General features: G+C 56.6%; 18 protein-coding genes. 10 read left to right on the top strand and 8 right to left on the bottom strand.

Annotation, left to right across the window (positions count from 1 at the left end; genetic code table 11):
• Window positions 1–2 precede the first annotated feature (2 nt).
• From bcsZ to AC0TOY_RS03360, 5 genes are all read left to right on the top strand, one after another.
• On the top strand, window positions 3–1,109 hold the full coding sequence (bcsZ, locus tag AC0TOY_RS03380; protein ID WP_061716329.1) for a cellulose synthase complex periplasmic endoglucanase BcsZ: 1,107 nt from the start codon (window positions 3–5) through the stop codon (window positions 1,107–1,109).
• Window positions 1,091–4,573, top strand: a complete 3,483-nt coding sequence (bcsC, locus tag AC0TOY_RS03375) for a cellulose synthase complex outer membrane protein BcsC (RefSeq protein WP_473721494.1) — start codon at window positions 1,091–1,093, stop codon at window positions 4,571–4,573. Before bcsZ ends, bcsC begins: the two co-directional genes overlap by 19 nt.
• A gap of 119 nt (window positions 4,574–4,692) precedes the next feature.
• Window positions 4,693–6,699 (top strand): biofilm formation regulator HmsP, encoded by a 2,007-nt coding sequence (gene hmsP, locus AC0TOY_RS03370; protein ID WP_024908830.1) that lies wholly within the window; start codon window positions 4,693–4,695, stop codon window positions 6,697–6,699.
• Window positions 6,700–6,858: 159 nt separating this feature from the next.
• A complete protein-coding gene (locus tag AC0TOY_RS03365; RefSeq protein ID WP_023333768.1) occupies window positions 6,859–8,145 on the top strand; it encodes a dicarboxylate/amino acid:cation symporter in 1,287 nt (428 codons plus the stop codon).
• 227 nt (window positions 8,146–8,372) lie between these two features.
• Window positions 8,373–9,866 carry a M16 family metallopeptidase gene (locus tag AC0TOY_RS03360; RefSeq protein WP_024908831.1) on the top strand — a complete coding sequence of 498 codons (1,494 nt, stop codon included), beginning with the start codon at window positions 8,373–8,375 and terminating at the stop codon, window positions 9,864–9,866.
• Window positions 9,867–9,927: 61 nt separating this feature from the next.
• Here the strand turns inward: AC0TOY_RS03360 and kdgK are convergent, their stop codons facing one another.
• Window positions 9,928–10,857, bottom strand: coding sequence for a 2-dehydro-3-deoxygluconokinase (gene kdgK, locus AC0TOY_RS03355; RefSeq protein ID WP_290094184.1), 930 nt, complete (start codon window positions 10,855–10,857; stop codon window positions 9,928–9,930).
• Between the two features lie 229 nt (window positions 10,858–11,086).
• Here kdgK and pdeH point away from each other — a divergent pair, with 229 nt between their 5' ends.
• Together pdeH and AC0TOY_RS03345 are read left to right on the top strand one after the other, a co-directional pair.
• Window positions 11,087–11,860 carry a cyclic-guanylate-specific phosphodiesterase gene (gene pdeH / locus AC0TOY_RS03350; protein ID WP_024908833.1) on the top strand — a complete coding sequence of 258 codons (774 nt, stop codon included), beginning with the start codon at window positions 11,087–11,089 and terminating at the stop codon, window positions 11,858–11,860.
• A gap of 65 nt (window positions 11,861–11,925) precedes the next feature.
• The gene (locus AC0TOY_RS03345) at window positions 11,926–13,968 is read left to right on the top strand and encodes an AsmA family protein (RefSeq protein ID WP_473721493.1); all 2,043 of its coding nucleotides are present in this window, start codon (window positions 11,926–11,928) and stop codon (window positions 13,966–13,968) included.
• A 63-nt stretch (window positions 13,969–14,031) separates the two neighbouring features.
• On the opposite strand, the gene AC0TOY_RS03340 is transcribed toward AC0TOY_RS03345, so the two are convergent.
• From AC0TOY_RS03340 to AC0TOY_RS03330, 3 genes are all read right to left on the bottom strand, one after another.
• Window positions 14,032–15,354, bottom strand: a complete 1,323-nt coding sequence (locus tag AC0TOY_RS03340) for an MFS transporter (RefSeq protein WP_024908835.1) — start codon at window positions 15,352–15,354, stop codon at window positions 14,032–14,034.
• Window positions 15,355–15,614: 260 nt separating this feature from the next.
• On the bottom strand, window positions 15,615–16,640 hold the full coding sequence (yhjD, locus tag AC0TOY_RS03335) for an inner membrane protein YhjD (RefSeq protein WP_032648228.1): 1,026 nt from the start codon (window positions 16,638–16,640) through the stop codon (window positions 15,615–15,617).
• Window positions 16,641–16,690: 50 nt separating this feature from the next.
• Complete coding sequence (locus AC0TOY_RS03330) at window positions 16,691–17,590, bottom strand: LysR family transcriptional regulator (RefSeq protein WP_048991720.1); 900 nt, start codon at window positions 17,588–17,590, stop codon at window positions 16,691–16,693.
• A 119-nt stretch (window positions 17,591–17,709) separates the two neighbouring features.
• Here AC0TOY_RS03330 and AC0TOY_RS03325 point away from each other — a divergent pair, with 119 nt between their 5' ends.
• Together AC0TOY_RS03325 and AC0TOY_RS03320 are read left to right on the top strand one after the other, a co-directional pair.
• Window positions 17,710–18,468, top strand: a complete 759-nt coding sequence (locus tag AC0TOY_RS03325) for an SDR family NAD(P)-dependent oxidoreductase (RefSeq protein ID WP_473721492.1) — start codon at window positions 17,710–17,712, stop codon at window positions 18,466–18,468.
• Between the two features lie 156 nt (window positions 18,469–18,624).
• On the top strand, window positions 18,625–19,224 hold the full coding sequence (locus tag AC0TOY_RS03320; protein ID WP_407859211.1) for a response regulator transcription factor: 600 nt from the start codon (window positions 18,625–18,627) through the stop codon (window positions 19,222–19,224).
• Here AC0TOY_RS03320 and AC0TOY_RS03315 read toward each other — a convergent pair.
• Together AC0TOY_RS03315 and AC0TOY_RS03310 are read right to left on the bottom strand one after the other, a co-directional pair.
• Complete coding sequence (locus tag AC0TOY_RS03315; RefSeq protein WP_407859210.1) at window positions 19,203–19,541, bottom strand: lysozyme; 339 nt, start codon at window positions 19,539–19,541, stop codon at window positions 19,203–19,205. The genes AC0TOY_RS03320 and AC0TOY_RS03315 overlap by 22 nt on opposite strands.
• 71 nt (window positions 19,542–19,612) lie before the next feature.
• Entirely contained in the window at window positions 19,613–20,152 is a 540-nt protein-coding gene (locus AC0TOY_RS03310; protein WP_473721491.1) for a GNAT family N-acetyltransferase, read from the bottom strand.
• 149 nt (window positions 20,153–20,301) lie between these two features.
• Here AC0TOY_RS03310 and AC0TOY_RS03305 point away from each other — a divergent pair, with 149 nt between their 5' ends.
• Complete coding sequence (locus AC0TOY_RS03305) at window positions 20,302–21,891, top strand: STY4199 family HEPN domain-containing protein (protein WP_061716337.1); 1,590 nt, start codon at window positions 20,302–20,304, stop codon at window positions 21,889–21,891.
• A gap of 66 nt (window positions 21,892–21,957) precedes the next feature.
• Here AC0TOY_RS03305 and AC0TOY_RS03300 read toward each other — a convergent pair whose 3' ends face one another.
• Both AC0TOY_RS03300 and AC0TOY_RS03295 read right to left on the bottom strand, forming a co-directional pair.
• The gene (locus tag AC0TOY_RS03300; protein WP_024908843.1) at window positions 21,958–23,607 is read right to left on the bottom strand and encodes an alpha,alpha-trehalase; all 1,650 of its coding nucleotides are present in this window, start codon (window positions 23,605–23,607) and stop codon (window positions 21,958–21,960) included.
• 199 nt (window positions 23,608–23,806) lie between these two features.
• Window positions 23,807–24,988, bottom strand: coding sequence for a glycoside hydrolase family 5 protein (locus tag AC0TOY_RS03295; protein WP_473721490.1), 1,182 nt, complete (start codon window positions 24,986–24,988; stop codon window positions 23,807–23,809).
• Window positions 24,989–25,069: the final 81 nt, after the last annotated feature.

Genomic DNA, 25,069 nt, shown 5'->3' with positions numbered 1-25,069 from the left:
TAATGAAAGCCTTTCGCTGGTGTGCATTAGCAGCGGTGATGCTGGCGGCGCTTCCTCTTCGCGCCGCCTGTACCTGGCCTGCCTGGGAGCAGTTTAAAAAGGACTACATCAGTGAGGGCGGGCGTGTCATTGATCCCAGTGACACGCGCAAAATTACGACCTCGGAAGGGCAAAGCTACGCCCTGTTCTTTGCCCTGGCGGCGAACGATCGCAACGCGTTTGACCAGCTGCTGACGTGGACGCGCGATAATCTTGCCAGCGGCGATCTCAACGACCATCTGCCTGCCTGGCTATGGGGTCAGAAGGATAAAGAAACGTGGGCGGTGATTGATACCAACTCCGCCTCAGACGCCGATGTCTGGATCGCCTGGGCACTGCTCGAAGCGGGTCGGCTGTGGAAACATCCGGACTATACCCGCACGGGTAAAGCGTTGCTGAAACGCATTGTCAGCGAGGAAGTGGTGAAAGTGCCGGGGCTCGGCGCAATGCTGCTTCCCGGTAAAGTCGGTTTTGCCGATGAACAGGTCTGGCGCTTTAACCCCAGCTATCTTCCTCCGCAGTTAGCGAGTTATTTCACGCGCTTTGGTTCCCCGTGGACCCAGCTTCGTGAAACCAATCTGCGTCTGCTGCAGGAGAGTGCGCCGAAAGGTTTTTCGCCGGACTGGGTGCAGTATCAGAAAAACAAAGGCTGGTGGTTACAGCAGGATAAGGCGCTGGTGGGCGGCTACGACGCCATCCGCGTGTATCTCTGGGTGGGCATGATGAGTGACAACGATCCTCAGAAAGCCCGGCTGCTGACGCGCTTCCAGCCGATGGCGGCAAAGACCATGAAACGGGGTGTGCCGCCGGAGAAAGTGGATGTGGCGACGGGGAAACGCACCGGGAATGGTCCGGTCGGGTTCTCTGCCGCCATGCTGCCGTTTTTACAACAGCGTGATGCCCAGGCGGTTCAGCGCCAGCGCGTTGCGGACCATTTTCCCGATAACAATGCCTATTACAGCTACGTGCTGACTCTCTTTGGGCAAGGATGGGATCAGCATCGTTTTCGCTTCACCGCAAAAGGTGAATTAATACCGGATTGGGGCCAGGAATGCGCAAGTTCACAGTAAATCTACTCACTTTATCGCTTGGCCTGGCACTGATGCCGCTGGCTGAAGCCGCCAACTCTCCGCAGCAGAAACAGCTGCTGGAACAGGTTCGGCTGGGCGAATCGACACAGCGTGAGGATTTGGTTCGTCAGTCGCTTTATCGTCTAGAGCTGATTGACCCGAACAACCCTGACGTCATTGCCGCACGCTTTCGCTACCTGCTGCGCCAGGGCGATAACGCCGGTGCGCAAAAAGAGCTGGATCGTCTGAAAGGGATCGCGCCGGGCTCGAGTGCGTACCAGTCATCACGCAACACGATGCTGCTTTCTACCCCGGATGGCCGGCAGCAGCTCCAGCAGGCGCGACTGCTCGCCACCACGGGACACACGCAGGAGGCGATTGCCGCCTATGACAAGCTGTTTGACGGCAACCCGCCGGGCGGCGACGTGGCCACGGAATACTGGAACGTTGTGGCGAAAGACCCTGCTCGCCGAAATGCAGCCATTAACCAGCTCAAGAAAATAAACAGCAGCAGCCCCGGAAATACGCAGCTTCAGGCAACGCTGTCCCAGCTTTTGTTCCAGAGCGGACGCCGTGATGAAGGCTTTGCGGTATTGCAGGAGATGGCCAAATCCACCAATGGCCGTAACCAGGCGTCTGATATGTGGTATGACCAAATCAAAGGTCAGCCTGCCAGCAGCGCCAGCGTCAGCGCGCTGCAAAAATACCTGAGCGTATTCAGCGACGGGGATAGCGTCGCGGCGGCGCGTGCCCAGCTTGAAGCGCAGCAAAAACAGCTCGCCGATCCGGCGTTCCGCGCGAAAGCGGAAGGGCTGGCGGCGGTGGATGCCGGGCAGGGGAGTAAGGCGGTGGCGGAGCTGCAAAAAGCCGTCAGCGCCAACCATGCCGACAGTGAGGCTGTGGGGGCCCTTGGACAGGCGTATTCCCAGAAGGGCGACCGCGCCCGCGCGGTGGCACAGTTTGAAAAGGCGATTGCCCTCGATCCCCAGAGCGATAACCGGGGTAAATGGGACAGTCTTCTGAAGGTTAACCGCTACTGGCTGCTGATTCAGCAGGGTGACGCGGCGCTGAAGGCGAATAACCCGGCGCAGGCGGAGCGTTACTATCAGCAGGCACGCGGTATCGACAATGCCGACAGCTATGCCGTGCTGGGGCTGGGCGACGCCGCCGCGGCGCGTAAAGATAACGACGCGGCGGAACGTTATTATCGCCAGGCGCTGCGTATGGACAGCGGCAACAGCAATGCGGTTCGCGGGCTGGCCAATATTTACCGCGCGCAGTCGCCGGAGAAGGCTTCGCAGTTTATCCAGTCTCTCTCCGCCAGCCAGCGCCGGAGCATAGACGATATTGAACGTAGCCTGACCAACGAGCAGCTCTCCACTCAGGCCGAACAGCTGGAAAATCAGGGGAAATACGCTCAGGCGGCAGACATTCAGCGTCGTCGTCTGGCGCTCTCTCCCGGCGACGTGTGGATAACCTACCGTCTCTCGCGCGATCTCTACAGCGCGGGTCAGCGCAGCCAGGCGGATACCCTGATGCGTCAGCTTGCCAGCCAGAAACCGTCCGATCCGGATCAGGTGTACGCCAACGGGCTCTATCTTTCCGGAAACGATCAGGACCGCGCCGCGCTGGCGCATCTGGACACGCTGCCGCGCAGCCAGTGGAACGGCAATATTCAGGAACTTGCCGACCGCCTGCAAAGCAACCAGGTGCTGGAAACCGCCAACCGTCTGCGCGACAGCGGCAAAGAGCAGGACGCAGAGAATCTCCTTCGCCAGCAGCCGACCTCCACCCGTATCGACCTCACGCTGGCGGACTGGGCACAGCAGCGTGGCGATCTGGACTTGGCGAAAACGACGTACAACGCCGTCCTGCAGCGTGAACCGCAGAACGAAGACGCAATCCTCGGCCTGACCGAGATTTACAGCGCGCAGGGTAACAAAGATGCCGCGCGCGCAGAGCTGGCGAAACTGCCCGCCGCGCAAAACGGTCAGCCGCTGTCGCTCAACATGCAGCGCCGCATCGCGATGGCGCAGGCGGGCCTGGGCGATTCCGCTGCCGCAGAACAGACCTTCAACAAAATCATTCCGCAGGCTAAATCGCAGCCCGGCTCCATGGAAAACGCGCTGGTGCTGCGTGATGCCGCACGTTTCCAGGCGCAGAACGGCCAGCCTCAGCAGGCGCTGGAAACCTATAAAGATGCGATGGTATCGACAGGTATCACCACGACGCGTCCGGCTGACAACGACAGTTTCACCCGTCTGACGCGTAACGATGAAAAAGACGACTGGCTGAAGCGCGGCGTGCGCAGCGATGCCGGTGACCTGTACCGTCAGCAGGATGTTAACGTCACGCTGCAGCACGACTACTGGGGCTCCAGCGGCACGGGCGGTTATTCCGACCTGAAAGCGCATACCACTATGCTACAGGTGGATGCCCCGCTCTCAGATGGGCGCATGTTCTTCAGAAGCGATCTGGTCAACATGGACGCCGGTTCATTTGATAGCAAGAACGGGACTTACGACCCTAAATGGGGAACCTGCTACGAAACGCCGTGTAGCGGCAACACCCATCAGTCCGACAATGGCGCGAGCGTCGCCGTCGGCTGGCAGAATAAGACCTGGGCGATGGATATTGGCACCACACCAATGGGCTTTGACGTCGTCGACGTGGTGGGCGGCATCAGCTACAGCAGCGATCTGGGGCCCATCGGCTATACCGTTAACGCCCATCGCCGCCCAATCTCCAGCTCTCTGCTGGCCTTCGGCGGGCAAAAAGATACCAATACCGGCACCACCTGGGGCGGCGTACGCGCCACCGGTGGCGGCGTAAGTATGAGCTATGACAAAGGGGAAGCGAACGGCGTCTGGTCAAGCCTGAACGCGGAAACGCTGACGGGTAAAAATGTGGAGGATAACTGGCGCGTCCGCTGGATGACGGGTTACTACTACAAGCTCATTAATAAAAACAATGAGCGCCTGACGGTCGGCGTCTCCAATATGCTCTGGCACTACGACAAAGACCTGAGCGGTTATACCCTGGGCCAGGGCGGCTATTACAGCCCGCAGGAGTATGTCTCCTTCGCCTTGCCGGTGACATGGCGTAAGCGCACGGAAAACTGGTCCTGGGAGCTGGGTGGCTCGGTGTCCTGGTCCCACTCCAAAACCAAAGACGAGCTGCGCTACCCGATTCAGAATCTGATCCCGACCGATGAGCCAGACCGCTATACCGACCGGGGCGCGATGGAAACCGGCAGCAGTTCTTCCGGTACGGGTTATACCGCACGGGCCATTATCGAACGCCGCGTAACGTCCAACTGGTTTGTGGGCATGGGCGTGGATATTCAGGAAGCGAAAGACTATACCCCAAGCCACGCGCTGATCTATGTGCGCTACTCTGCTGCAGGCTGGCAGGGCGATATGGACTTACCGCCGCAGCCGCTTATCCCGTACGCGGACTGGTAATCGGATTTTCCTTAATCCATTTGTAAGTCTCTCTTAATAGCGCGGCAATCGGGTATACTCAGGCGCGCCAGGTTTACACCCTGGCGCGCCCTGCGCTTCGAGTTTTGTGGAGAGTCATTTTGCGTGTCAGCCGTTCCTTAACAATCAAACAGATGGCGATGGTTTCTGCCGTCACCATGCTGTTTGTCCTGCTTTTCTGCGTAATTCTGCTGTTTCATTCCGTACAGCAGAATCGCTATAACACGGCTTCGCAGTTAGAAAGTATTGCCCGCTCGGTGCGCGGCCCGCTCTCCGCCTCGATTCTGAAAGGGGATATTCCCGAAGCGGAAACCATTTTAAAACGCATTCAGCCTGCCGGCGTCGTTAGCCGCGCCGACGTCGTCTTGCCTAACCAGTTTCAGGCGCTGCGGATGAGCTTTATCCCGGAGCGTCCCGTCCCGATGATGGTGATGCGCCTGTTTGAACTGCCGGTGCAAATTTCGCTGCCCGTTTATTCACTCGAACGCCCTGCCAATCCGCAGCCGCTGGCCTACCTGGTATTACAGGCGGACTCCTACCGCATGTATAAATTCGTCATGAGCTGGGTGGTTACGTTAGTGACCACTTGCTTACTTATGACGCTTATTCTCAGCGTGGCGCTCACCTGGTGCATTAACCGGCTGATTGTTCATCCGCTGCGCCGCATCGCCCGCGAGCTGAATACGCTTGCGCCGCAGGATCAGATGGGACATCAGCTTGAGCTACCGCGTCTGCATCATGACGATGAGATAGGCATGCTGGTGCGCAGCTACAACCTCAACCAGCAGCGCATCCAGCGTCAGCAGGATGAGTTAAACAGCAGCGCCACGCGCTTCCCGGTGTCGGAGCTTCCCAATAAAGCCTTCCTGATGGCAATGCTGGAGCAAACCGTTGAGCGCCAGCAAACCACGGCGCTGATGGTTATCGCCTGTGAAACGCTGCAGGACACGGCTGGCGTGCTCAAGGAGAGCCAGCGCGAAATGCTGCTGCTTACCCTGGTGGAAAAGATCAAATCTGTCCTTGCCCCGCGCATGGTGCTGACTCAGGTCAGCGGTTACGACCTGGTGGTGATTGCCAATGGCGTAAAAGAGCCCTGGCATGCGATCACATTAGGTCAGCAAGTACTCACTGTCATTAATGAGCGGTTGCCCATTCAGGGTATCCAGCTTCGCCCGAGCGCCAGCATCGGTATCGCCATGTACTACGGTGATTTAACGGCGGAGCAGCTTTATCGTCGCGCCTTCTCGGCGGCGTTTACCGCCCGGCGCAAAGGGAAAAATCAGATCCAGTTCTTCGACCCGGAGCAGATGGAAAAGGCGCAGCAGCGCCTGACGGAAGAGAGCGACATCCTGACCGCGCTGGATAACCGCCAGTTTGCCCTCTGGCTACAGCCGCAGGTGAATTTGCTGACGGGAGAGGTGAAAAGCGCCGAGGCTCTGCTGCGTCTGCAGCAGCCGGATGGTTCATGGGAGCTGCCGGAAGGGCTGATTGAGCGCATTGAGTCCTGCGGCCTGATGGTTACCGTCGGCTACTGGGTGCTGGAGGAGTCCTGCCGTCAGCTTGCGGCCTGGCAGGAGCGCGGCGTGACGCTGCCGCTGTCGGTTAACCTGTCTGCCCTGCAGCTTATGCACCCGACCATGGTTTCAGAGATGCTGGAGCTGATCCATCGTTACCGCATCAAGCCAGATACGTTAACCCTGGAAGTGACGGAGAGCAGACGTATTGACGACCCCAATGAGGCGGTCGCGATCCTGAAGCCGCTGCGTAATGCCGGTATTCGCATTGCGCTGGACGATTTTGGCATGGGGTACGCCGGGCTGCGCCAGCTTCAGCACATGAAAACCCTTCCGGTAGATGTGCTCAAAATTGACAAAGCGTTTGTCGACGGTCTGCCGGACGACAGCAGCATGGTGCAGGCGATTATCCAGATGGCGCGCAGTCTCAACCTGCACCTTATTGCCGAGGGGATTGAAACCGACGCGCAACGCGCCTGGCTGGCAGAGGCGGGTGTGGAGAGCGGGCAAGGCTTCCTTTTTGCCCCCGCTGTTCCTTCGGATGTCTTTGAACAACGATACCTTTCTGGTGCTGACGACCCCGCAAAAGTGTAACTTTGTTGCTGGCTTGTGCGAGCCAGCTCAAAGTTCTTAACATTTGTGTTTCAAATTTGAACTGAGTTTATTTCTGTCCTGTTATGTGGGTGTTATTTTAAAGCCGCAGGTTAACCATAACCTTACAAAGCCTGTGGTTTTTCTTCCCAAGGACACCTTATGAAAACCTCACTCTTCAAAAGTCTTTATTTCCAGGTCCTGACAGCCATCGCCATCGGTATTCTGCTGGGTCACTATTACCCTGAACTGGGCGCGCAAATGAAACCGCTTGGCGACGCGTTCGTTAAGCTCATCAAAATGGTCATCGCTCCGGTGATCTTCTGTACGGTAGTCACGGGCATCGCTGGCATGGAAAGCATGAAGGCGGTCGGTCGTACCGGTGCAGTGGCGCTTCTTTATTTCGAAGTGGTCAGTACCCTTGCGCTGATTATCGGTCTGATCATCGTCAACGTGGTGCAGCCAGGCGCGGGGATGAACGTAGACCCCTCAACGCTGGATGCCAAAGCGGTCGCGGTGTATGCCGAGCAGGCGAAAGATCAGGGCGTGGTCGCCTTCCTGCTGGACGTCATTCCTGGCAGCGTCATTGGCGCGTTCGCCAGCGGAAACATCCTCCAGGTTCTGCTGTTCGCCGTGTTGTTTGGCTTTGCCCTGCACCGTCTGGGCAGCAAAGGCCAGCTTATCTTTAATGTGATCGAAAGCTTCTCGCAGGTCATTTTCGGCATCATCAATATGATCATGCGCCTGGCGCCCATCGGTGCCTTCGGTGCGATGGCCTTCACCATCGGTAAATATGGCGTCGGCACGCTGGTGCAGCTGGGTCAGCTGATTATCTGCTTCTATATTACCTGTATCCTTTTCGTGGTGGTGGTGCTGGGCTCCATCGCCCGCGCGACAGGTTTCAACATCTTCAAATTTATCCGTTACATCCGTGAAGAACTGCTGATTGTTCTGGGGACCTCCTCTTCAGAATCGGCGCTGCCGCGTATGCTCGACAAGATGGAGAAACTCGGGTGCCGTAAATCGGTGGTCGGGCTGGTGATCCCGACGGGCTACTCCTTCAACCTGGACGGTACCTCGATATACCTGACGATGGCGGCCGTATTTATCGCTCAGGCGACCAACAGCCATATGGATATTTTCCATCAGATTACCCTGCTGGTGGTGCTCCTGCTCTCCTCTAAAGGTGCGGCAGGCGTAACGGGCAGCGGCTTTATCGTGCTGGCAGCCACCATTTCTGCTGTGGGTCACCTGCCGGTGGCGGGTCTGGCGTTGATTCTGGGTATTGACCGCTTCATGTCTGAGGCGCGTGCGTTAACCAACCTGGTGGGTAACGGTGTGGCAACGGTGGTGGTGGCGAAATGGGTGAAAGAGCTGGATCACAAAAAGCTCGACGATACTCTGAATAATCGTTCAACTGACAGCAAAAATCCTGGCTTATCCTCTTAAACTTGTCACAAATGCCCGTATTCCCTTGTGGGGATGCGGGCTCCTGCGCATAATAACTGTTCATACCTGTCATAATTCGACAAGATTTTTTTTGGGTATATTTCACTTCGGACCGTGACGTTTTGCCGAACGCGCGGTCTAATCGACGTGTTTTCATCGTCATCTTTAAGAGTGAAGCGCGTCGCGAGGCACTCTTTTTTAACCAGGAATGTTGATCAGGGGTTCACATGCAGGGCACAAAAATTCGACTCTTAACCGGCGGTTTGCTGATGATGGCAGCAGCCAGTTATGTGCAGGCAGATGCGCTCCAGCCAGACCCGGCCTGGCAACAAGGGACATTAGCGAACGGTTTTCAATGGCAGGTCTTAGCCACGCCGCAACGTCCCAGCGATCGTATTGAAATCCGTCTGTCTGTTAATACCGGTTCCCTCACGGAAAGCACCCAGCAAACCGGTTTCAGCCACTTTATTCCCCGGCTGGCGCTCACTCAGAGCGGCAGCCTGCAAGCGGTTCAGGTGCGTTCACTCTGGCAGCAGGCCATCGATCCGAAACGCCCACTTCCCCCGGCTGTTGTCTCGTATGACTACACCATGTTTAACCTGAGCCTTCCAAACAACCGTAACGACCTGCTTAAAGAAGCGCTGACGTATCTCTCCGATGCCTCTGGCAATCTGGCGATTACGCCGGACACCGTCAACTATGCGTTGAGTAACAGCGACATGGTGGCAACCTGGCCTGGGGATACCAAAGAGGGCTGGTGGCGTTACCGCCTGAAGGGCTCAACGTTACTGGGACATGATCCGGCCGAACCGCTGAAACAGCCGGTGGACGCCGAACAGGTGAAATCGTTCTATCAGAAGTGGTACACCCCGGACGCGATGACGCTGATCGTGGTGGGTAACGTGGACAGCCGCGCGGTGGTGGAGCAGATCAACAAAGCGTTTGGCGATCTGAAAGGCAAGCGTGAAACGCCAGCCCCTGTCCCGACGCTCTCTCCGCTGCGTGCAGAGCCTGTCAGCATTATGACGGACACCGTGCGTCAGGATCGCCTCTCCGTCATGTGGGATAACGCCTGGCAGCCCATCCGTGAATCTGCGGCGATGTTACGCTACTGGCGTGCCGATCTGGCACGTGAAGCGCTGTTCTGGCACGTCCAGCAGACGCTGAGTAAGAACAACGTGAAGAATATCGGTCTTGGCTTTGACTGCCGCGTGCTGTTCCAGCGTGCACAATGTGCCATCAACGTTGAATCACCGGGCGATAAGCTAAATGCCAATCTGGGTGTGGTCGCGAAAGAGCTGGCAAAAGTGCGTAAAGAGGGGCTTTCCGAAGAGGAATTCAACGCTCTCGTGGCGCAGAAAAAACTCGAGCTGCAGAAGCTGTTTGCGACCTACGCTCGCGCCGATACCGACATTCTGATCAGCCAGCGTATTCGTTCCCTGCAGAATCAGGTGGTGGACATTGCGCCGGAACAGTATCAGAAGCTTCGTCAGGACTTCCTGAACGGTCTGACCGTCGATATGCTCAATCAGGACCTCCGTCAGCAGCTGTCGCAGGAGATGGCGTTGATCCTTCTGCAACCGAAGGGCGAGCCGGAATATGACATGAAGGAACTTCAGACGACCTGGGATGCCATTATGGCTACCGCGCCGCAGCCAGCGCAGGCCGCCACGGCGGATGATTTACATCCGGACGCGACGGATATCCCGCAAGGGCAGTAATGCAAACATTCCCTCTCCCTGTGGGAGAGGGTTAGGGTGAGGGCATCAGCCCGCACCCTACTTAAACAGGCATCGCCTCGCGCGGAATAATCGCCCCGCGATACTGAATCACCGTGCTGGCCGTCAGGTGCCCGCGCTGTGCCGCCGCTTCCGGCGTTCCACCCGTCAGGCGTACCGCCAGATAACCCGCGCTGAATGAATCACCTGCCGCCGTGGTATCAATCACTTTCTCTTTGGCAAGCTTCACTGCCGGAACGTCAACCAGCGCTTCACCCGCCACCGCGACCAGGCACGAATCCGCACCGCGCTTAATCACCACTTCGCTCACGCCTGCCGCCTGCGTGCGCGCAATTACGTCCTCTACCGGCTTTTCACCCCACAGGGCGTCTTCATCGTCGAGCGTCAGGAAGGCGATGTCGGTGCACTGCAGCATCTGCTGATAGACCTGCTGCGTCTCTTCGCGGCTGGCCCACAGGCGCGGGCGGTAGTTGTTATCGAAAATAACCTTACCGCCGTTGGCACGGCATTCGCGCAGCAGCGAGAGCAGCTTGTCTCGGCTGACGGGGCTTAAAATCGCCAGGCTAATGCCGCTCAGATAGAGATAGTCAAATGTCGCCAGCTCTTCGCAGATGGCCGCGGCCGCGTCGCTCTCCAGCCAGAATTTGGCTGCGGCTTCGTTACGCCAGTAATAAAACGTGCGTTCGCCTGTACTGTCGGTTTCGATGTAATAAAGCCCCGGGAGGCGGTTTTCCATACGCTGAATCAGCGACGTTTCAACATGTTCACTCTGCCAGGCCTCCAGCATTTGCTGGCTGAAGCTGTCCGTACCCAGGGCGGTAACGTAGTTCACGGTGAGCGCCTCAGGCGCGACCTGACGGGCAATATAAACGGACGTGTTTAACGTATCGCCACCAAATCCGCGGCTGACTTCCGCGCCTTTTTGTGACAGCTCAATCATGCATTCGCCAATCACGGCAATTTTTTTGGACATAGTCGTGAACCTGAACAGAAGAATTATCAGCAGTGTGCGCTGAGTGAATTAACCGGTCAACTATATTAAAACAACGTTCCATTATTTTTTTTGAGCCAGCGCGTGTTCCCGCGCATTTCTGTCATCTTAATTTCATTTTCCGGGTGAATTGAACATAAAGTTCTCAATTGTCGCGCCGATAATCCTGTGACGAGTCCAGAAAGGCTATCCCAACAACAGGACATCTGAAATGAAGTCAGAGCAGGTTATCCAGCGGCTGAGCACTACGCCTGAGGCAAGTATTGAGAACTTGCAGGAGCATCGCTACTGGCTGCAATGTGAGCGTGCGTATACCTATCAGCCGATCTACCGAACAGATGGTCGACTGATGGCCATCGAAATTTTGACCGTCGTTACGCACCCCTCAAACCCTACTCAGCGCATCGCGCCGGATCGCTATTTTGCCGAAGTTGCCGTTCGCCAGCGTCTGGACGTGCTGGAAGAGCAGCTTCGCATGCTGGCAACGAAGCACGCCTTTTTCGAACAGCACGATATCCTCGCCTCGGTGAACGTCGATGGCCCAACCCTGCTGGCGCTGCGCCAGAACGCGAAATTGCAGGAGCTGATCGCCACCCTGCCGTGGATGCGCTTTGAGCTGGTGGAGCATGTCCGTTTGCCGCAGGACTCCTCGTTTGCTTCGATATGCGAATACGGCCCGCTGTGGCTGGATGACTTTGGCACCGGCATGGCGAACTTCTCCGCCCTGAGTGAAGTGCGCTACGACTACATTAAAGTGGCCCGCGATCTGTTCATTATGCTGCGTCAGACCCCGGAAGGGCGGAATCTGTTTACGCTGTTATTACAGCTGATGAACCGCTATTGCCAGGGCGTGATTGTTGAAGGTGTGGAAACACTGGAAGAGTGGCGCGATGTGCAAAACTCTCCCGCAGCGGCGGCGCAAGGCTACTATCTCTCTCGCCCGGTACCCATGGATCGCCTCGATAACGTCATAACGACCCTCTGATAAACCCGCTTCCCTTTGTCTGGACTATAGTTTTACAGGACAGGTCATCAGGAAAGGGGATAAAAATGACAAGAACAACCAGGGTAATCTCCTGGACAGCAGGGATTTTCTTGTTGTTGATCGTGGTTGTCGCCATCATTATTGCGACGTTTGACTGGAACCGTCTCAAGCCGACCATCAACCAGAAAGTCTCAACCGAGCTGAACCGCCCCTTCGCCATACGGGGTGATTTGGGGGTGGTATGGGAACGCCAGAAAGAGGAGCCCGGCTGGCGAAGCTGGATCCCCTGGCCACATATCCATGCTGACGACATCATTCTCGGCAACCCGCCGGATATCCCGGACGTCACAATGATCCACCTGCCGCGGGTTGAAGCCACGCTGGCTCCGCTGGCACTCTTCACCAAAACGGTCTATCTGCCGTGGATCAAACTTCAGCAGCCCGATGCGCGCCTGATCCGCCTCTCCGAAAAAAACAACAACTGGACGTTTAGCCTGGCCAGCGACAGCGAAAAAGATCCGAATGCCCAGCCTTCTTCCTGGTCATTCCGTCTCGACAATATTCTCTTCGATCGCGGGCGGATCGCCATCGACGATAAGGTCAGCAAGGCGGATGTGGAGATCCTGGTCGATCCGCTGGGCAAGCCGCTGCCGTTCAGCGAGGTCACGGGGACGAAAGCGAAAGGTGATGCGGCAAGCGTGGGCGACTATGTCTTCGGCCTGACGGCAAAAGGACGCTATAACGACCAGCCGCTCAGCGGTAAAGGGAAAATAGGCGGCATGCTGGCGCTACGGAGCGAAGGCACGCCGTTCCCGGTGCAGGCGGACTTCCGTTCCGGTAACACCCGCGTGGCGTTCGTGGGCACGGTCAACGACCCGATGAACATGGGCGGCGTTGATCTTCAGCTTAAATTTGCCGGTGATTCGCTGGGCGAGCTGTATGAACTGACCGGCGTACTGCTGCCGGATACCCCACCGTTCGAAACGGACGGGCATCTGGTCGCCAAAATCGATACCGAAAAAGCGTCTGTTTTTGACTACCGGGATTTTAACGGTCGGATCGGCGACAGCGACATCCACGGCACGCTGACCTACACCACCGGAAAACCGCGCCCGAAACTGGAAGGGGACGTTGAGTCCCGTCAGCTGCGTCTGGCCGACTTAGGCCCGTTGATAGGTATCGACTCCGGTAAAGGTACGAAGTCAAAAGAGGTGAAGAAAGATCCTCAGCCTGCCGGCAAAGTGCTGCCTTATGAACGTTTTGAGACGGATAAATGGAACGTGATGGATGCGGATGTGCGCTTCAAAGGCGGAAAAATTGAACATGGCAGTACGCTGCCGATAAGCAATCTTACGACCCATATCCTCCTTAAAAGCGCCGACCTGCGTCTGCAGCCGCTGAAGTTTGGCATGGCGGGCGGGACGATTTCCTCGAACATTCACCTGGAAGGCGATAAGAAGCCGATGCAGGGACGGGCGGAGATTCAGGCGCGTCGATTAAAGCTGAAAGAGCTGATGCCGAACCTCGAGTTGATGCAGAAAACCCTCGGTGAAATGAACGGTGATGCCGATATTCGCGGCGTGGGGAACTCGGTTGCGGCGCTGCTGGGCAGCGGCAATGGTAACCTGAAGCTGCTGATGAACGACGGGCTGGTGAGCCGCAACCTGATGGAGATCCTGGGGCTGAACGTCGGTAACTACGTCATCGGGCAAATCTTTGGTGATGACGAGGTGCGGGTGAACTGCGCGGCGGCCAATCTGGATCTGGTTAACGGCGTGGCGCGTCCGCAGATTTTTGCCTTTGACACGGAAAACGCGGTGATTAACGTGACCGGTACCGCGAGCATGGCCTCGGAGCAGCTTGATCTGACTATTGACCCGGAAAGTAAGGGGATTCGTATCATCACCCTGCGCTCGCCGCTTTACGTGCGCGGGACCTTCAAAAATCCGCAGGCGGGCGTGAAGCCCGGACCGCTGATTGCGCGTGGCGCAGTGGCTGCGGCGCTTGCAACGCTGGTCACTCCAGCCGCAGCGCTGCTGGCCTTGATTTCGCCGTCAGAAGGCGAGGCGAATCAGTGTCGGACCATTTTGTCGCAAATGAAGAAGTAACGCCTTTCTCCCTCTCCCTGTGGGAGAGGGTCGGGGTGAGGGCATCAGGCCGCACGCAGTGAATTACAGAGCCTGGTGCTTCGTCTCGTGCGTCAGCAGCAGCGCAATCAGCGTCAGCCCCGCCATTGCCGCCAGATAAACCCCCACATAGAACAGACCATAGTTTGCCTGCAGCCAGGTGGCGATATACGGCGCAACGGACGCGCCCAGAATAGACGAGACGTTGTAAGAGAACGACGCGCCGGTATAGCGCACTTCCGTTGGGAACAGCTCAGGCAGCAGCGCACCCATCGGGCCGAAGGTCAGCCCCATCAGGCTCAGACCAATCAGCAGATAGGCCATCACCAGCGCCGGGCTACCTGAACCCAGCAGCGGCGGGAAGACAAACAGGGCAAACAGAATGATCAGCGTGGTGATGGTAATCATGCTCGCGCGGCGACCGAACTTATCCGCCAGCAGGCCCGCAATCGGAACCATCACGCCAAACCCGATCACCGCCATCATCAGCATCCACAGCACTTCGTTACGCGGCAGACCCAGCCCAACCGGCGCGGCGGCGGTACTGAAGGTCATGGAGTAAACGGTCATGATGTAGAACAGCGTATAGGTTGCCAGCATGATGAACGTGCCCAGCACGGTCACGCGGACGTGTTTGGTCAGCAGCGTACCCAGCGGCACTTTCACCTGCTTGTTCGCCGCGGCCACTTTTGCGAAAACTGGGGTCTCATGCAGAGAAACGCGCACGTACAGGCCAATCAGCACCAGCACGGCTGAGAAGATAAACGGAATACGCCAGCCCCAGCTCATGAACTGTTCATCCGTCAGCAGCCAGGAGAGCAGCAGGAACGTCCCGTTGGCAAAGAAGAAGCCAATCGGTGCGCCCAACTGCGGAAATGAGCCATACAGCGCGCGCTTGCGTGCCGGGGCGTTCTCGGTGGCCAGCAGCGCCGCGCCGCCCCATTCGCCGCCAAGGCCCAGACCCTGACCAAAACGCGCCAGCGCCAGCAGGACCGGCGCCAGAATGCCGATGGTCTCATACGTAGGCAGCAGGCCGATGGCCACGGTGGAGATGCCCATCGTCAGCAGCGAGGCCACCAGGGTGACTTTGCGGCCAATGCGATCGCCAAAGTGTCCAAACAGCGCAGAGCCAATCGGACGCGCAACAAACGCGATAGCAAAGGTCGCCAGAGACTGCAGCGTGGCCGCGGTCGGATCGCCCTGCGGGAAGAAAATATGCGGGAAGACGATGACCGCGGCGGTGGCATAAATATAAAAGTCGAAGAACTCAATGGCGGTGCCAATCAGCGATGCGACGACAACTTTATTGCGCGAGTTTACCGGAACGTTTTCCGTTCCTGAGTCGAGTGTGGTGGCGGTTGCTTGCATAATATTTTCTTATTTTTGTCGAACGAAAGGCCATATTACGCACAGCAAAAGCGACATTTCAATCTGTAACAAAGCCGCGCGATGGTGATAAAAGCAACAAAAAGCGGATAATTTTCAGGCCGGCCAAAACAGGTCTATGAAATGCTTCACAGATTTTAAATATCAGTCAATAAAACTGGTTTTCGGTTAAATAAAAGTTACAGGCTGGATTTATATGCTGAAATGATGAATCGGGCTGAAATTTCAGCCCGAGAGTGGGGTTACCGGTGCGTTTTGCCCGGCATTCGCGGGTCGTCTTTGTACTCGGCAGTGGCAATCCACGCCGCGCAGAACAGGGTCAAACGCGCGAAGAAGTAGAAGAACGCCATCAGCCCCAGCACCGAGCCAAACGCCGCACCGGAAGGGGATTTAACCAGTGACGGTAAGGTGTAGGTCATCACGATTTTGATCGCTTCAAAGCCGATCGCCGCAATCAACGTGCCGCGGATCAGCGCCTTCTTGCGCGGACGATGGCGGGGCAGACGCCAGAAGATCCAGAAGAACAGCAGGTAATTGGCGAAGATGGAAATGGCCAGACCAATGCTGCGCCAGGCGGGCTTCAGCCATTCGATGTAATCAAGGTAAAGCGCGGAGATGATCATCTGCTGCGCCGAGCCTGCCACGGAGGTAATGGAAAGCGTTACGATGAGCGCGACAAGCAGGCCAATCAGCGAAACAAAATCGCGGAGGTACTTAACCCAAATTTTCTCCTGGTCCTGCGGCTTACGCTCCCAGACATCGCGCGACTGGGCGCGAATGGCCTCGCGCAGGTTGCCCATCCAGTTAACGCCGGAGTAAAGGGCAATCAGCAAACCGACGATACCGACGGTAGTACGCTGCTGAACGGCGGTATTGATGGTGCTTTTGAGCGTGCTGGCAAGGGTTGGGTCACTGACGTTATTCAGGATCTTATTGAAGATATCCTGCAGCAGCGTCGGGTGCGACGCGAGCACAAAACCTGCCGCCGCAAACGACACCATCAGGATTGGGATCATCGACAGGAAGGAAAAATAGGTGATGGCGGCACCAAACTGGTTTCCCATGCGGTCATTAAAGCGTTCGGTCGCGCGTATCAGATGCGCAATCATGGGAAACTGCTGAATTCTGGCGACAATGCCGGTGACGGTCCCCAGCGCTTTGCTGGCGGTACCAGGGGACCTGGCCTCTTCAGGCCCGGTTTCCATCTTTTTGACGGGCTCATACTCTAAATGTTGGGTGGGTCGTTGCGGGTTGTTTTCCGGCGTCACGCGTCTTTTCCTTTTCGTTTGGCTGGATGTTACTGAATTATAGCTTGCGACTAGTCCACGTAAGCTTTTGTGAGTTCGGTTAGCCACTCCATGAACAGATGGACCCGGCGGGAGAGGTTGCGGCGGTGGGGATAAATCAGGGAGACAGGCATCGGTTCGGCCCGGTATTGCGGCAGGATCTCAACCAGTTTCTTCGCGCGGAGTAAATCGCGCACCCCAACCCGCGGAACCTGAATAATGCCCAGTCCGGCGAGACAGGCAGCCTGGTAAGTTTCCGTGCTGTTGACTGTTAAAACCCCGCCCGTTTTTACCCACTGCGTCGCACTGCCGTTATAAAACTCAAAGCCCTGCGGGCGAGTTCCCAGCATCGCGGCGTAGTGGATCACGGCGTGTGAGCCTAAATCGTCCAGCGTTTCCGGGTAGCCAAAACGCGCCAGATAATCCGGACTGGCGCAGTTAATCACCGACAGCTTGCCCAGCGGACGGGCAATCAGCCCTGAATCCTTCAGCGTGCCGACGCGGACGACGCAATCAAACCCCTCACGGATCACATCCACCAGGCGATCGCTGCTGCTGAGTTCCAGTTCAATGCCCGGATAGTGCTGCAGGAAAGCAGGCAGTTTGGGGATGACTAAATTTCGAGCAACGCCGACGGGCATATCCACGCGGAGCCGTCCGCTTATGCTGGAGGGATCGTGCTGAAACATACCGTCGAGTTCATCAAGGTTTGCCAGCAGATCTTTTGCCCGCTCGTAATAGACCATGCCGTCCTGCGTCAGGCTGACGCGGCGCGTGGTGCGGTGCAATAGCTGGGTGCCAAGCCGGTTTTCCAGGGCCTGAATTTGTCGTGAAACGCTGCCTTTCGGCAAGGTTAATGTTTCGGCCGCGCGGGAAAAACTCTCCAGTTCCGCGACGCGGACGAATAACTGCATTGCGTGAATTTTATCCATAGCGGAAGCTCATTGTTGTTACAGCTGAAACAGTGAAGCGTTTTAACCCATCTTTATTGATTTTCTATCACCTAATAAGCTCTTTCTCAATCTCCTTAACAGCCAAAACGAGGTTTATGATGAGTGAACGTATCGCATTAGTGACGGGTGGTAGCCGTGGTCTGGGTAAAAACGCTGCGTTAAAGCTGGCGGCAGAAGGCACGGGAATCGTCCTGACATACAACCGTAGCCAGCAGGAAGCGCTGGATGTTGTGCATGAAATTCAGGAAAAAGGTGTTAACGCAGCGGCATTACAGCTCAACGTCGGGGATATCACGGGTTTTGATCATTTTGCCCAACAGCTTCAGGAAACCCTTAGGCGTGTCTGGCAGCGTGAAACTTTTGACTATTTATTGAACAATGCCGGAACGGGTTTATATGCGCCCTATACCGACACGACGGAAGCCCAGTTTGATGAGGCGCTGAACGTTCATTTCAAAGGACCTTTCTTCCTGACCCAGCGCCTGCTGCCGTTGCTGAACGACGGGGGACGGATCCTCAACGTCTCCAGCGGGCTGGCCCGCTTTACCCAGCCGGGCTCAGGGACCTACGCGGCCATGAAGGGGGCGATGGAAGTGCTGACGCGTTATCAGGCGAAAGAGCTGGGCGCGCGCGGGATCGCCGTCAATATCATCGCGCCGGGCGCGATTGAAACTGACTTTGGCGGCGGACGCGTGCGCGACAACGCGGAGCTGAATCAGCTGCTTGCCTCGCAAACGGCGCTGGGACGGGTGGGGCTGCCGGACGATATTGGCGATGCCATTGCGGCACTGCTCAGCGACAAACTGGGCTGGATGAATGCGCAACGTATTGAAGTCTCAGGCGGCATGTTCCTGTGATGTACGCGCTTAAGGAAATCCTTAAGGTCAATGTGTCTAAATACGGACAGATTTAAAGAACTCGGGGGGATTTGTAACGTCTCCATTCGTTGAGTTTTTTCTTAAATAACCCCTCTGTAGAATCCCCCTTCGCTATTCTCAGAGGGATAAAAAACGATGCGAGTAATCATGTTTGACAGGCAGTCACTCTTTATTCACGGAGCGATACACAGTCTTCAGACGCTCATTCCGGAAATAGATATGACAGGGACCTGTCAGGCAGACGATTTATGGACCCAGATTTCCGCTTCACCGTCAGCTATCGTCATGATTGACGGCAATTTAATGCAGGACGAGGGGAGCGCTTTGCTGGAAGAGATGCTGCAACGCTTTCCGGCGATACGCGTGATTCTGGTTTTGGCGAAAAAAGAGGCCAGATGGGTTGAGCAATTGCGGCAGCGAAACATCATGGCCATTATTCCCCGAAATGCCAGTCCCGAGCGGTTTTCCGCCGTGCTGGATTCGGTGTCCAGAGGGATGGTCTGTTTTCCCGGGGAGTGGGTCAGGCAGCCGTCGTCTCAGGCGTTATCATCCCTGAGCGAGCGTCAGCGCGACGTGTTGGAATTGCTGGCGGCGGGGGAGTCAAATAAAGAGATTGGCCGCAATCTCAACATCAGTGCGGCCACGGTAAAAGCGCATCTCGAGGCGCTTTTCCGGCGGCTGGACGTGAAAAACAGAACGCAGGCTGCCATGTACTATACCCGTGCGAAGGTCTGAAAAATCGCGTTTGGGAGCGAGGGCATCTCTCCGAAGCTGAATATCATCATGACCAGCGCATCATGCTGCTGTTGGGTTAATGGATATGTCACACTTTCCCGCAGCAGCGCCTCACGCAGCTGAATATCGTCATGCAGCAAATCTTCTGCCTCGGCAGGCGTGATGGGACCGTGAAAATGTGCCCGATCGCGGATAACGTGGCCATAGCCAATAACCCATAATCCGTTTTCGTCACGATATTTCTCCAGAGAAAGACCCTGATGTTTTTTTATTAACGCAATGGCGGCAGAAGATATTTTCAGCGCATGACCTTTCATATTCATTTCCTCTTAAGAACGATACTGTAGAGGAAACGACGTCCGAGAAATATCCGCCAAATGGCTGTTGATCAGGCATTATTATTCAGGTATTCCTGCTGCAATAAACCAAATAACCAGTCATTTTGCCAGCGCCCCGCAAGATAATAGCTCTCGCGTAATTCGCCTTCCAGGCGAAAGCGGGCTTTTTCCAGCAGGCGCCTTGAAGCGACATTTCCCACGGTGACGGTGGCGGTGAGTCGACGTATACCGCCCTGATGAAAAGCATAATCACAAAGCGCTTTCAGGGATTCAAAGCCGTAGCCTTTCCCCTGCGCCTCGGGTGCGAAAAGGAAGCCCACTTCGGCACAGTCCTCTTCCCGATGAATATACCCGGTAACGCCCAGCGGGGCCTGGGAGGCGGCGTCACGCACGACGAGACAGAGCCAGCGCGCGCTGCCCGGTGACCAGGGCGTCAGGCGTGAATCAAACGCCTCGCGGATCGCCGCAACGGGGCGGTTTTCCGCCACAAAGCGCATGACGTCGGTATTCTGCTGTAATGCCAGAAAAAAGGGCCAGTCTTGTTCCAGCAGAGGTGAGCAGGTAAGGCGAGGGGTAATTAAAACCGGCATTCAGATTCTCCTGAAACATTTTAAATGATTTTAGGGTTGTCACTTTATTTCAACAGAAAGTCAGGTATGGTTAATCGCGTATAAATAAAAAGAAAAAAAGGCCGTCTCGTGCCCATTCCGGATGTCTTCGTTGTCGCTTAAGGAAAACAATGAGTCTCAGCACATCACATCATATTCGCGAACAGTTCGAACACTGTCTGGCGGTCATTCGCCATGCGTCGGTGGAAATTTTGCTACTTCTGAATGTACATGCTTCTGAGGGTAAAGATCCACGCTGGTTTCTGGAGCAACTCGACAGTGCTCGATTAGCGCTGGGCGGCTGGGGAGCCGTTGCGAAAAAACTCAACCTGAATGACGCCGAGATGTCGGAATTTACGCTCCAGCTGCGCCTGCTGCAGCAGCGCGTTCCGCAGTATGAAAGCGGACAGGATGTGAGTGAAAACCAGCTTATTGCGGCGATGCGGTTTGTCACCGCGCTGGAACACCTGCGCCTGCAGCAGCCGCTGCTGACCTACAGCACGGACCTGGCACCGGGAAGCGAACTTCAGCAACAGCAGGCGCACAAGCAGGTGCGGGCGATTGAGCTGATGATTAAAGGGCTCATCCAGCAGGCCTGGCCCGATCAGGTACGGCTGAACAATCATCTGAAGACCTTGTTTAACGCCGATCGCGTTCGGCGCTGGCTGAAGCTTGGCGAGATCAACGATGTCCTGAGCGGCATGATGTTCAGCGAGCTGGCGCAGATGCTGGTGGATAAAAAAGAGTTCAGCCGCTATTACGCTTCGCTGTTCAGCGATCCGTCCATGCTGACGCTGCTGGTTGAACCGCGTAAAACGCTGCAAACCTTCCTCGACGACATCCGGCAAATTCGCAACAGCATCACCGTTCAGAAAACGTTGAGCTCGGCGCAAATTCAGCTGCTGGATAACTACTACGCGCAGATTGCGCGGCCCGTTCAACGCGCGTTTGAAGAGGGGAGAACGCGCGTCAATCCGGCGGGATTCATGGCGGTAGATGCCAGCGAACTGCATACCTTCTGGGAAAAGGCGCAGAAAATGGATCGCGTCACCGGTGGGGATCTGTTTGAAGTCCGCGACACCATTGAAAAGCCGACCCAGCGCGCGCCGCGCACCCCCGAACAACGCGAACAGCTTATTTCCGGCGCGCTATGGGGGGCGGTTGGCGTCATGGTGATTGCCATCGTGGCGGGGGGATTCTGGCTGGTGACCAGCAGCAAACCGCAGCCTGCGACCGCCAGCGCGGCTGAAGCGGCACCACCACAGGAAATGCGCGAGACGCCTTCCTCGCGTGAAACGCTCACGCGCATGGGGGTGACCTGGGACGAGAATAATTTCCGCTCGGCCATTAATCGCAACGACACCCGCGTGACCCAGCTTTTTTTGCAGGGTGGTATGGACTGGAAGCTGTCCTGGACCGAAGAGGCGATGTCGGCAGGCTATGACGACGTGCTGGAGCTGATGTTACGCTACCGGCAAAACATGGTGGAGGAGAAGCCGTGTCGCCGCTTCATCAACACGCTCAGCCACGCGATGTCGAACGGCGAGTCTCTGACCTCGGTACGTAAAGAGTATCTTAAAGCGTTCTGCACCGTGCCTGCCGTGGTGAAACGCCAGCAGCACGATCTCGACATGGCCACACGCCGTGCGCAGTCACAGCCGGATGCCACCACGAAAAAATGGCAGTCTATTCAGAGCGCCATTTATGAGGTGATCCGCTAAGTTGTTCTCCCTCTCCCTGTGGGAGAGGGCCGGGGTGAGGGCACCAGACCGCACCTCGCACCCTGCTCAAGGCTCCCCATACAACCCAATCAGCCGCCGCACCACGCCGTTCGTCCAGCCAAAACCGTCCTGCAGCGGATACTCACCCCCGCCACCTTCGCGCGGCGTGCTGCTGGCGATGTGGTACTTCTCAATCAGCTTATGGTGCGTCTGATAAAAATGGTTCACCGTATGCAGCCAGCTCCAGGCGATCTCATCCCCCAGCGAATCGTTGCCGTACTGCTTGAAGCCCTGAATCGCCATCCACTGCAGCGGCGCCCAGCCGTTGGGTTTATCCCACTGCTCGCCGGTTTCGTACTCGGTCGCCAGAATCCCGCCCGGCGTGAGCAGTCGCGCCTTGACCGCATCCGACAGGCGCTCGGCCTGCTCATGGGTTGCCATGCCGACATACAGCGGCACGATGCTGGCGGCAGAAAACAGCGCCAGCTCTTCGCGTCGCCAGTCATAATCGCGGTAACAGCCGCTCTCCTCGTCCCACAGATAGCGGTTCACCGCCTCGCGACGATCGCTGGCTTTCTGGCGGAACAGGTCGGCCGTCTCTTTGTCCCCTTTCGACGCCGAGATGTTGGCAATGGCGCTTTCCAGCTTGAACAGGAAGGCGTTCAGGTCGATGGGGATAAACTGCGTCGTGCGGATACTGGCGAGCCGCGACGGATCGCGCAGCCAGCGGGACGAATAGTCCCAGCCGGACGCCGCCCCCGCCCGCAGGTCGCGATAGACCTCGTTTGGCGGTCGCCCCGAGTGGCGCGCGGTTTCTACGTCCTCAATCCACGATTCGTCGCGCGGGGTATCACGGTCATCCCAGTAGCGGTTGAGCAATGAACCGTCCGGCATGCGCACGGCGCTGCGGTAGGCCTGGTTAAGCAGCAGCGACTCCGCGCCGTCCATCCAGAAGGCGTACTCCATTTTGAGGTGATCCAGATAGCGTTTCGCACCGCGCACGCCGTCCTCCTCAAACAGTTCCACCATCAGCGCAAAGACCGGCGGCTGGGAGCGGCTGAGATAATAGGTACGGTTGCCGTTGGGGATATGCCCGTAGCGTTCAATCAGCCAGGCGAAGTTGTCCGCCATGCACTTCAGCAGGTCGTTACGACCGCTCTCCGCCAGCCCCAGCATGGAGAAATAGGAATCCCAGTAGTAGGTCTCGCTGAATCGTCCGCCGGGAACGATATAGGCCTGCGGCAGCGCCAGCAGAGAAGACCAGGGAATATGATCCTGCGGCTCGCGCGTCAGCACCGGCCACAGGTTATCAATGTGCTCCTTCAGGGAGAGGCCCGGGTCGGAGACATACTCGGTGCCGAACGTTTCCGGCATCCAGAAGTGGTTCTCCACAAACTGGCGCAGGTCGAAGTCCCGGTGGCGTCTGACCTTGCGGTAGCGGATCAGGATATCCAGCGGATCCATTTTCGGCGCGCAGTCGGGGAAAGTTTTGCTGTCCGCAAACAGCCGCGTCGACTGCACATGCTCGAACAGTTCAAGATAGCGGTCTGCGGGCGTCAACGCATCGGAGGCGGGTAGCCCCTCGATCATTTCGGGTTCCGGCTCCGCCTCAATCATTTCATCCAGTTTCAACTCGCAGGGATCGGTCTCGTAGCGCAGCTCTTCTGCAATCTCGAATTCGATGTTCTCGGTAGCCTGTAGTTTCTGGTTGAACATGGTGATAGGGACCTCCGGTTGTGTGTTCAAAAGACAGGTTTATCCGGGCGTCTTATAAGCGTAGACATTCGCTTCGGTAGAGGGGGAGGAATATGTGCGGTAGATCACTATTTTCGGAGCATTCGTTTTGCAACGATTTATGTATGTTAACAGTAGCCTCTCCAGGAGAGGCTACTGAACAAGAGGGGAGCCTGCCGGATCAAAGGCCTTGTTTTAGCCGCTTAGCAATCGGTTCAAATTCCTCGGTAGAATGGCGCTTGAGCGTATCAGGTGCGTTATCCTCAATGGCTTTCCAGTAGGCCCACGGCACCGGTTTTTTCCCCAGCTCATAGTCCATGGCGTCCCAGGCATCTTCACGAAACGCATAAAATGCCCAGTGTGCATGATGTTTGTCGAGGACGGTCAGGACATCATTAAGCCACTGCCTGCAGCCCTGCAGCGTGCGAACGCAGCCAAACTCTCCCGCGACAACCCGGTTGGCAGGAATGCCGTTCTGCTTCGCCCAGTCAAAGGGCGCGTTCATCCATTTCTCTATGGCCGTCGCGTCCCATTTCACCTTTTTACCGCCGAATGTAACCATGCCGGGATAGTCGAACGGCACCTTGCGACGTGCATTTGGCGCGCTGGTGAAATCATAGGGCTCGTACATGTGGAAGCTGTAGAGCACCCGCTTATCCTCAAGCGCGGACGGCCAACCAGAAAAACCACGCGCGGAGGCGTACCAGCCTCCATCGACCATAATCGGTGTGGTGGCATCGACCTCGCGGATGGCGGCAATAATCTGATTGTAGAGAGCGGGGAGGTTACGCGCCGTACTTTGCTGCTGCTGATACCAGGTTTTTAACGCCTCTGGCGACGCCTGCTCGCTAATGTTGCCTCTTTTTTCAGGCGCGGGTTCATTGACCAGGTTCCAGGCCGCAATGCCCGGTTCGTCCTTCAGGGCCTGGGACAAATCACGCCAGAACTGAGCGGCTTCCTGCCAGTATTTTTTATCCTGCCAGATGCGGTCATCAAACTGGTTATTGTTATTTTGCGCCCAGCGCATGCCGGGTAAAGAGAGTGGGGCAATAACGACCTGTAGCCCGGCCGCGTGGGCTTTCCTGATGGAGGCTTTGAGCGTCGCGAGGTCTGCGGCCTCGAGCCCACGGTAGCCGTCGGCATTGCCGAGAAGAAAATCTCTCCCGGCAGGTTTCCATTTATCATAAGAGAGGCGAACCCACGTCGCGCCATAGCCTCGCAGCGCGTCATAGTATTCCTGCGTGGGTGGCAGGCGGTTAAAGCTGTTTCCGCCGTGCTGAGGGGTATCCCAGAAGGTGATTTGATCAGATGAGGAGGCAGCAAAGCAAAAAAGAAGCAGGGTCAACCCGATAAGCGCTTTCATCTCAATTCCTTTTTAGCGTGATGATGATTTTATATTCGCTGGGATGATGATGCTTTGTCTTTAAATTATCGAGCCATATAA

It is taken from the genome of Enterobacter sp. PL_is379 (genome assembly GCF_055817355.1).
Note: the sequence above shows the minus strand (reverse complement) of the source record. Positions and strands in the feature narration are given on the sequence as shown.

Bases quoted from the DNA above. Each gene is read 5' to 3' on its own strand.
- bcsZ (WP_061716329.1), top strand. From the start codon at position 3: ATGAAAGCCTTTCGCTGGTGTGCATTAGCAGCGGTGATGCTGGCGGCG.
- bcsC (WP_473721494.1), top strand. From the start codon at position 1,091: ATGCGCAAGTTCACAGTAAATCTACTCACTTTATCGCTTGGCCTGGCA.
- AC0TOY_RS03365 (WP_023333768.1), top strand. From the start codon at position 6,859: ATGAAAACCTCACTCTTCAAAAGTCTTTATTTCCAGGTCCTGACAGCC.
- AC0TOY_RS03360 (WP_024908831.1), top strand. From the start codon at position 8,373: ATGCAGGGCACAAAAATTCGACTCTTAACCGGCGGTTTGCTGATGATG.
- kdgK (WP_290094184.1), bottom strand. From the start codon at position 10,857: ATGTCCAAAAAAATTGCCGTGATTGGCGAATGCATGATTGAGCTGTCA.
- pdeH (WP_024908833.1), top strand. From the start codon at position 11,087: ATGAAGTCAGAGCAGGTTATCCAGCGGCTGAGCACTACGCCTGAGGCA.
- AC0TOY_RS03345 (WP_473721493.1), top strand. From the start codon at position 11,926: ATGACAAGAACAACCAGGGTAATCTCCTGGACAGCAGGGATTTTCTTG.
- AC0TOY_RS03340 (WP_024908835.1), bottom strand. From the start codon at position 15,354: ATGCAAGCAACCGCCACCACACTCGACTCAGGAACGGAAAACGTTCCG.
- AC0TOY_RS03330 (WP_048991720.1), bottom strand. From the start codon at position 17,590: ATGGATAAAATTCACGCAATGCAGTTATTCGTCCGCGTCGCGGAACTG.
- AC0TOY_RS03325 (WP_473721492.1), top strand. From the start codon at position 17,710: ATGAGTGAACGTATCGCATTAGTGACGGGTGGTAGCCGTGGTCTGGGT.
- AC0TOY_RS03320 (WP_407859211.1), top strand. From the start codon at position 18,625: ATGCGAGTAATCATGTTTGACAGGCAGTCACTCTTTATTCACGGAGCG.
- AC0TOY_RS03315 (WP_407859210.1), bottom strand. From the start codon at position 19,541: ATGAAAGGTCATGCGCTGAAAATATCTTCTGCCGCCATTGCGTTAATA.
- AC0TOY_RS03310 (WP_473721491.1), bottom strand. From the start codon at position 20,152: ATGCCGGTTTTAATTACCCCTCGCCTTACCTGCTCACCTCTGCTGGAA.
- AC0TOY_RS03305 (WP_061716337.1), top strand. From the start codon at position 20,302: ATGAGTCTCAGCACATCACATCATATTCGCGAACAGTTCGAACACTGT.
- AC0TOY_RS03300 (WP_024908843.1), bottom strand. From the start codon at position 23,607: ATGTTCAACCAGAAACTACAGGCTACCGAGAACATCGAATTCGAGATT.
- AC0TOY_RS03295 (WP_473721490.1), bottom strand. From the start codon at position 24,988: ATGAAAGCGCTTATCGGGTTGACCCTGCTTCTTTTTTGCTTTGCTGCC.